Origin of the sequence: Devosia sp., from assembly GCF_040509215.1 — a bacterium.
In the GTDB taxonomy this organism is placed as follows: domain Bacteria; phylum Pseudomonadota; class Alphaproteobacteria; order Rhizobiales; family Devosiaceae; genus Devosia.
Genome location: NZ_JBEVLL010000189.1, coordinates 1 through 7,696 on the forward strand (window position 1 = coordinate 1; position 7,696 = coordinate 7,696).

Genomic DNA, 7,696 nt, shown 5'->3' on the forward strand with positions numbered 1-7,696 from the left:
AAAGCGGGAATCTCTTTTTCGGCAATCGAGATCCCCGCTTTCGCGGGAATGACGTGGTGATCGATGCCGCGGCCAGCGGTGAAGGACACACGCGTAATGACAGACCCCATCCTGACCCTGACGGGCATATCCAAGAGCTTTCCCGGCGTAAGAGCGCTGCACAATGTGTCGCTCGAGCTGTTTCCCGGACAGGTGACTGCCCTGATCGGCGAGAATGGTGCCGGCAAGTCGACCCTGGTGAAGACCTTGACCGGGATTTATCAGCCGGACGAAGGCGAAATCCGCGTTGGGGGACAGGTCGTAAGCCTGCCGACGGCCATTTCCGCGACGGCTGCGGGCATCACGGCCATCCACCAGGAAACCGTGCTGTTCGACGAACTGTCGGTGGCCGAGAACATCTATCTCGGGCACGCGCCGCGCAATCGCTTTGGCCTGATCGACTGGAAGACCATGAAGGCCGAAGCGCAGAAGACGCTCGACTCCATGGCGGCCGGTATCGATGCCAGCATCCCGCTCAAGGAACTGGGCATTGCCAAGAAGCACCTCGTCGCCGTGGCACGGGCGCTCTCGGTCGATGCGCAGGTCGTCATCATGGACGAGCCGACAGCAGCGCTCTCCCAGAAGGAAATCGAAGAACTCTACGTGCTGGTCGAGCTGTTGAAGAAGGACGGAAAGGCCATCCTCTTCATCTCGCACAAGTTCGACGAAATCTATCGCATCTGCGACCGGTTCACCGTGTTCCGCGATGGCGAGATGGTGGGCAAGGGTTTCATCAAGGACACGCCGGAAAACGAGATCGTCAAACTGATGGTCGGGCGTTCCGTGGACCACATCTTCCCCCCACGCGCCGCCACCATTGGCGAGACAGTGCTGGAAGTGAGGGGGTTCAGCCACCCAACCGAATTCGAAAACATTTCCTTTGCGGTGCGGAAGGGCGAAATCCTGGGCTTTTATGGCCTCGTGGGCGCCGGACGCTCCGAGGTCATGCAGGCTGTGTTCGGCATGACGCAGATCGCTTCAGGCACAATGGTGCTCGATGGCCAGTCGATCGCACCGAAATCGGCAGCAGACGCCGTTGAAGCGGGCATCGTCTATGTGCCCGAAGAGCGCGGCAAACAGGGTGTCATCACCGGCGAGCCGATCTTCAAGAACGTATCGCTGCCAAGCCTCGACAAGACCAGCTCCAAGGGCTTCATCCGCATGGCGGAAGAATTCAAGCTGGCGCGCACCTATACCGAACGCCTTGATCTGCGCGCTTCTTCGCTCAGCCAGAACGTCTCCACCCTGTCGGGCGGCAATCAGCAGAAGGTCGTGATCGCCAAGTGGCTGGCGACGCTGCCCAAGGTCATCATTCTCGATGAGCCGACCAAGGGCATCGACATCGGCTCCAAGGCCGCGGTGCATGAATTCATGGGTGAACTGGTGAGCCAGGGGCTCTCGGTCATCATGGTCTCGTCCGAACTGCCCGAGATTCTCGGCATGAGCGACCGCGTGGTCGTGATGCGCGAGGGGCACATCATCGAGACGCTCGAAAACAAGAACCTGCAGCCCGAGACGCTGGTGCGTCTGGCGGCTGGTATTGCCAAGGAGAAGGCGGCATGAACCGGCTTCTGAAAACCCGCGAACTCTGGCTGGCGCTCGGCATTCTCGCCGTCATCGTCATGGTGACGATCCGCTTCCCGCGCTTCTCGCAGCCGGGCAACCTACTCACGATCTTCAACGACACATCTATTCTGATGATGTTGGCCATGGGGCAGATGGCGGTCATCTTGACCCGCTCCATCGACCTTTCCATGGCCTCGAACCTGGCGCTGACCGGCATGATCGTTGCGATGATCAATGCTGCGTTCCCGGGCGTGCCGATCCCGCTGCTGATCGCCGGCTCCGTGGTGGTCGGCTCTGCCCTCGGTGCCTTCAACGGTATTCTGGTCTGGAAGCTCGACATTCCCCCTATCGTCGTGACGCTCGGCACGCTGACCATTTTCCGCGGCCTCGTCTTCGTCATTTCAGGCGGTGCCTGGGTCAACGCGGCGCAGATGAGCCAGGAATTCATCCAGCTTCAGCGCGGCACGTTCATTGGCCTGCCCATCCTGAGCTGGTTTGCCATTGTCGTTGCAGCGCTGGTCTACCTCTTGATGACGCGCACGGCGGCCGGCCGCGCCTTCTACGCCATCGGCGTCAACCCGACGGCCGCGGTCTATACCGGCATCAATGTGGGGCGGACCAAGTTCCTTGCCTTTGTCCTGGCTGGCGCCATTTCGGGGCTCGCGGGTTATCTCTGGATTTCCCGTTACGTGATCGCTTCGGTGGAAGTGGCCGGCGGCTATGAGCTGACCATTGTGGCTGCCTGCGTCATTGGCGGCATTTCCATCGCCGGTGGCATCGGCACCGTGGCGGGCGCGCTGCTGGGCGCGCTGTTCCTCGGCGTCGTCAACAATGCCCTGCCGGTTATCGGCGTTTCCCCGTTCTGGCAGATGGCCATTTCCGGTACCGCGATCCTGATCGCCGTGGTGCTCAATGGTCGCAGCGAACGGACCAAGGGCCGTATCATCTTGAAGAAGGCAGAAGCCGCATGACCGACACGACCGCAACCGGCCGCCAGCTTCCTGACCGGCTCGACAATCCCGTCAAATCCGCCGTCCTGAGCTGGGAGAGCCTGCTCGTTCTCGTGGCCGTGGCCATCTTCATCGCCAATTCGTTTGCCTCGCCCTACTTCCTCAATGAGTGGAGCCTGAGCGACATGACGTTCAACTTTACCGAAAAGGCGCTGATCGCGCTGGCGATGGCGCTGGTCATCATCACCGGTGAAATCGATCTGTCGGTGGCGTCGATTATTGCTCTGGCTTCCACGATGATGGGCGTGGCTCTGGGGATGGGCGCGGATACGCCTGTGCTCGTGGCTGTGGGTGTCGGCGTCGGGATCCTCTGCGGAGCCTTCAATGGCTTTCTGATTACCGGGCTGAAACTGCCCTCGATCGTCGTCACCATCGGTACGATGAGCCTCTTCCGCGGTATTGCTTACATCGTCCTCGGCGACCAGAGCTTTAAGGGTTATCCCGCCAGCTTCTCCTGGTTCGGCCAGGGCTATGTGTTCTGGGTGATCTCGTTCGAGCTGGTGCTGTTCCTCGTTTGCGCGCTGATCTTTTATGTCGTGCTGCACCACACCAATTTCGGCCGCCGGGTCTTCGCCATCGGCAACAACGCGACGGCAGCGCGCTTTTCGGGCGTGCGCGTCGATCGCATCAAGTTCGTGCTGTTCTGCCTGACGGGCCTGATGAGCGGCATGGCCGCAGTGCTGCTGACGGCGCGTCTCGGTTCGACCCGTCCTTCCATTGCCGAGGGCTTCGAGCTCGAGGCCGTGACCATGGTGGTTCTGGGCGGCGTTTCGATCCTTGGCGGCTCCGGCACCATTATCGGTGTCGTGCTCGCGGCGCTGATCATGGGCCTCGTGACCTTCGGGCTAGGGCTCTTGAACGTGCCGGGGATCGTGATGTCGATCTTTATCGGCTCGCTGTTGATCGTCGTGATCGCGCTGCCGATCCTGTTCCGTATGTGGAGGCAAAGAAAAGCATGATCGAAGATTCAGGCTACGAAAAGCACGCCTTCAAGATGCGCCTCAACCCGGGCATGACGGCCGAATACAAGAAGCGTCATGACGAGATCTTTCCAGAACTCGTCGACCTGCTGCACGAGGCCGGGGTGAAGGACTACTCCATTCACCTCGACGAAGAGACCAACACGCTTTTTGGCGTTCTGTGGCGGCGCAAGGACCACACCATGGCCGACCTGCCCAAGACCGCAGTGATGCAGCGCTGGTGGGCCCACATGGCCGACATCATGGCCACCAACGAGAAGAACGAGCCGATCTCGGTGGATCTGCTGCCCGTCTTCTGGATGAAATGAGTAAGGGGGCGTTGCCCCCCTTACTTCCCTACCTCGTTCCGCCACGAATATTGCGGCGAGTAGCCCAGCAGTCGCTTCGCCTTTTCGATCGAGAGCAGCGTGCTGTTGGTTGAAATATTGCCCTTGTGCGGCACTTCGGGAAATACTTCGGCGAGAAGCGAGATGTTGGAGCGGGTCATCACCGAATCCGCATTGGCGATGATGAAAGCCTCAAATCCCTTGAAGTCGGCTTGGATGGAGCGGCGGACTGCCTGAGCGCCGTCGCGGGCGTCGATATAGGCCCATAGGTTCCACTTTCGACTGCGCGGATCGCCGTCGAATTTTGGGAACGCGGCGTAATCCTCGGGATACATCACATTGGAGAAGCGTAGGGCGACCATGCGCAGCTCCGGGTCCCACCGGCAGAATTGCGCCGCCATGGTTTCGTCGAGCAACTTGCCGAGCGAATAGGCGCTTTCCGGGCGCGGGAAATATTCCTCGTCGACCGGGGCATAGGGTGGCGGGGTGTCGAAGGGCAGGCCGAGCACGGTTTCGCTCGAAGCAAAGACGACGTTCTTGATTCCGGCGAGGCGGGTGGCCTCGAAGACGTTGTAGGTCGTCGTCACATTGTTGGCAAAAGTCCTGGCATTGGCGGCAAGGCCCGGCGCGGGAATGGCGGCAAGATGCACGACGGCATCGAAGGGGCCGCCGCGCTCGTCGATACCGCCGAGAATGGCCGAAGCGACCTCGCCGAAATTGGTCAGATCGATCCTGACCGATGGGCAGATCGGTTCAGAAAGGGCCTGCTGGTCGATGTTGAGCACATCGTAACCATGGGTCACGAGATCGCGCAGCACAGCGCGGCCAAGCTTGCCGCTGCCGCCGGTCACCAGCACCTTCTTCATCCGAACCTCCTCATATTCCACGCTGATTTCGTGGTTGTCCGGCTCTCAGCCTAAGCCCGAACGCGACCTGTGCCAACCGCAGAAGCCCGATTTGGGCGGTTAACGGAAGATGAATGTGGCTCTCAGCACGGGTTCAAGGGGCAGGGCTCATAACACCGTCATGCTCGATGCAAGGACATCGAAACCCAAGGCGGTCCGCGAGGGGCGGATGCCGAACCCAACAGGAGAAACAAATGCTCAAGACCGCCACTTTCGCCGTTATCGCCGGCATCCTTACCCTGACCACCGTCCTGCCCAGCGCTGCCCAGTTCGCTGGCGCGCAGCAGCGTCGTCCGAGCCCTACCGCCACCTCGCCCATCGACTGTGCCGAAGTCATGGGCCACATGCGCAGCGTTCGTCAGGCCGATATCGGCGCCATCAACGGCAACCGCGTCAGTCTCGACCCGGTCTGCGAAGACCTGACTGTCGGTGGCAAGAACGCCTATGGCTCGCTGTTCGTGAACGGCAACGTCAATCACCTGCGCGTGCCGATTGCCCACAATACCACGCTGATGGCCGCCCTGACGGCCAAGGGCTACGACCAGAACGATGTGGTTTCGCTTCGCTTCGGCGGTGGCGGGAGCATCATCCTCTATGTCCACCAGCGCGACATGAACTGAGCCCGCCTTGATGAACCGAAACTGAACCCACTCATCAGGGTGGGTTCAATCCGGCCAAGGCAATGTAGGTCCAACAACGAAATTCCCTGAGGGACGTGAAATGAACAAGTCACAGGAAAAGGTTCTGGTCGCAGCGCTCTGTGGCCTTGTCGTCACCGCCGCCGCCGGCTTTGCAGTGCAGCCCGCCATGGCCGCAGGCTATCAGGTCGATCAACTGGCGCGGGTCAGCAATGTCGCCCAATGGGACCAGCTGAACGTGCGCAAGTGGCCGGCCAGCTACTCTCAGAAAATCGGCGCTTTCCAACCGGACACACCGGTCTGGGTCGAACGCTGCATTGCCGTCCCGAAAAGCGCCGATTGGTGCCTTGTTGAACGCCAGAATACGCGCGGTTGGGTCAACTCGCGCTTCCTGACGCCGATGGAAGACTGGGACATTTGATTTTCGCGCCGTTTGCCCGGCGCGTCTCTTAGTAACCGCGTACCTCCTCCCCATGCATTGACTTTTCCGGCTCTGCACTGTTCCTCAGGGACAGTCAGGGCCGGAGTTTTTTCATGGATGCCAACCCCATTCTCGCCGAGGCCGTGCGCGGCAACTGGGTGGAAAACCGCCATCGCGGCGCTTTTGTCGTTGTAGATGCGGCGGGCACGGTGATCGCCTCGGCTGGCGATATCGACCGGCCGGTGTTTCCGCGCTCGGCCATCAAATCCATGCAGGCGCTGGCGATTTTCGATCGGCATGCGGTGGAGCGTTTTCATCATTCGACCGAAGAACTGGCGCTTGCCTGCGCGTCGCACCACGGTGAAGACGACCATGTGACCAATGTCGCCAATTTTCTTGGCCGCATGGGGCTTTCGGTGGCCGATCTCGAATGTGGCGCGCATCAGCCGACCAATGGAGCGGCGCGCGAGGGGCTGCGGGAGCGACATGAGGAGCCGAGTGCGCTCCACAATAATTGCTCGGGCAAGCATGCTGGCATGTTGAGCGTGGCGCTCGCCATGGGCGTGCCGACCACGGACTATGTGAAACGCGAGCATGATGTGCAGCGCGCGGTGCGGGCGGCGGTGGAGCTGGTGATCGGCGAGGAGCTGACAGAGGATCGCTGCGGCACCGATGGTTGTTCCATTCCCACCTGGGCGGCGCCGATCCGGGCCTGGGCGCGTGGCTTTGCGCGCATGGCGACGGGAGAGGGGCTCGATGCCGGACACGCGGCGGGGGCACGGGCGCTGTTTGATGCAGCGACCAGGCACCCGCATCTCGTCGCGGGAACGGGGCATCTCGATACGCTGGTGATGGAGGCCTTTGGCGGCCGTCTTATGCAGAAGGGTGGCGCGGAAGGCGTGCAATGCGGCGCCATTCGCGACAAGGGCTGGGGTTATGCGCTCAAATGCGACGACGGCAATATGGCAGCGAGCCAAGCCATGGTTGCGGGACTGCTGCTGAAATTCGCCGATCCCGATGAACAGCAGCGCGCGGTGCTGGAAGACTTTGCGCGGCAGCCGACGGTGAATGTGCGGAAGACTGTGGTGGGCGAAATCAGGGCGGTGCTCTGAACGCCCTAGCGTATCGTCACATGTGGATAGCGATCGGCGACTGCGCGTAGGTCGGTTTCGGCGACCTCGGTCCATTTGAGTCCGACGATTTCGCCGACGCTGGGCTCATGCACCATGTTGTCGGCGATGAGCACATTGCCGGCGCCTTCGGCGACTGAGACGCCGATGCCGATATTGCTGGCATAGACGACATTGCTGGTGATGACGACGGAGCGCATGAAACTGCCGAAGCCGGCGGCAATGGCGACGCCGGGGACGTTTTCGACCACGTTGCCGGTGACGGCGACTTCGGCCTCGACATAGATGCCGACGGGGACGGTGTCTGGGTTGACCTCGGATTTCGACGAAATATTCCGCACGATGTTGCCCGAACAGACGGCGAGGTGCCCATTGCTGTCGAGATTGGTGATGGAAATGCCGGTGGCGGCGCCATCGACCACGTTGTCGGCGATGATCGAGCCGGAAAAACCGAACTCGGAGAAGATCGCGACCTCGCCGCAGGTACGGCAGATGTTTCCGGTGACCTGGCAGTTCTTGGTTGTGTTGAGGCGCACGGCGGTGAAGGCGCAGTTGGAGATATGATTGTCCGAGACGATCACTTCATCGGCGAGATAGACATTGATGCCATTGCCGTTCTGGCCGTTGCCGCCGGCTTTCCAATCGATGTTGGTGATGTGATTGTTGGTGATGATCGAGCCA

At 60.9% G+C, this 7,696-nt stretch carries 9 protein-coding genes; 7 read left to right on the forward strand and 2 right to left on the reverse strand.

The genetic code is table 11. From position 1 onward, the window contains the following. Positions 1 to 96: 96 nt before the first annotated feature. Genes ABW043_RS10500 through rhaM form a run of 4 tightly spaced genes read left to right on the forward strand, consistent with a single transcriptional unit; the run spans position 97 to position 3,903 of the window. On the forward strand, positions 97 to 1,602 hold the full coding sequence (locus tag ABW043_RS10500) for a sugar ABC transporter ATP-binding protein (RefSeq protein ID WP_353921159.1): 1,506 nt from the start codon (positions 97 to 99) through the stop codon (positions 1,600 to 1,602). Continuing rightward, a complete protein-coding gene (locus ABW043_RS10505) occupies positions 1,599 to 2,576 on the forward strand; it encodes an ABC transporter permease (RefSeq protein WP_353921160.1) in 978 nt (325 codons plus the stop codon). Before ABW043_RS10500 ends, ABW043_RS10505 begins: the two co-directional genes overlap by 4 nt. Next, positions 2,573 to 3,574, forward strand: coding sequence for an ABC transporter permease (locus tag ABW043_RS10510; RefSeq protein ID WP_353921161.1), 1,002 nt, complete (start codon positions 2,573 to 2,575; stop codon positions 3,572 to 3,574). The genes ABW043_RS10505 and ABW043_RS10510 overlap by 4 nt, the downstream gene beginning before the upstream one ends. Next, a complete protein-coding gene (rhaM, locus tag ABW043_RS10515; RefSeq protein ID WP_353921162.1) occupies positions 3,571 to 3,903 on the forward strand; it encodes an L-rhamnose mutarotase in 333 nt (110 codons plus the stop codon). The genes ABW043_RS10510 and rhaM overlap by 4 nt, the downstream gene beginning before the upstream one ends. Before the next feature lie 20 nt (positions 3,904 to 3,923). Here the strand turns inward: rhaM and ABW043_RS10520 are convergent, their stop codons facing one another. Further along, positions 3,924 to 4,787: an NAD-dependent epimerase/dehydratase family protein gene (locus tag ABW043_RS10520; protein ID WP_353921163.1), complete on the reverse strand. Its 864-nt coding sequence runs from the start codon at positions 4,785 to 4,787 to the stop codon at positions 3,924 to 3,926. 233 nt (positions 4,788 to 5,020) lie between these two features. Between ABW043_RS10520 and ABW043_RS10525 the strand changes: the two genes are divergently transcribed. The 3 genes from ABW043_RS10525 to ABW043_RS10535 all read left to right on the forward strand — a co-directional run bounded on the left by ABW043_RS10525 (position 5,021) and on the right by ABW043_RS10535 (position 6,997). Next, complete coding sequence (locus ABW043_RS10525; RefSeq protein ID WP_353921164.1) at positions 5,021 to 5,446, forward strand: hypothetical protein; 426 nt, start codon at positions 5,021 to 5,023, stop codon at positions 5,444 to 5,446. Between the two features lie 100 nt (positions 5,447 to 5,546). Beyond that, entirely contained in the window at positions 5,547 to 5,885 is a 339-nt protein-coding gene (locus tag ABW043_RS10530) for an SH3 domain-containing protein (protein WP_353921165.1), read from the forward strand. A 113-nt stretch (positions 5,886 to 5,998) separates the two neighbouring features. After that, entirely contained in the window at positions 5,999 to 6,997 is a 999-nt protein-coding gene (locus tag ABW043_RS10535; protein ID WP_353921166.1) for an asparaginase, read from the forward strand. A 5-nt stretch (positions 6,998 to 7,002) separates the two neighbouring features. On the opposite strand, the gene ABW043_RS10540 is transcribed toward ABW043_RS10535, so the two are convergent. After that, positions 7,003 to 7,696: TIGR03808 family TAT-translocated repetitive protein (locus tag ABW043_RS10540; protein WP_353921167.1), on the reverse strand; the 694-nt coding region annotated here is incomplete at its 5' end.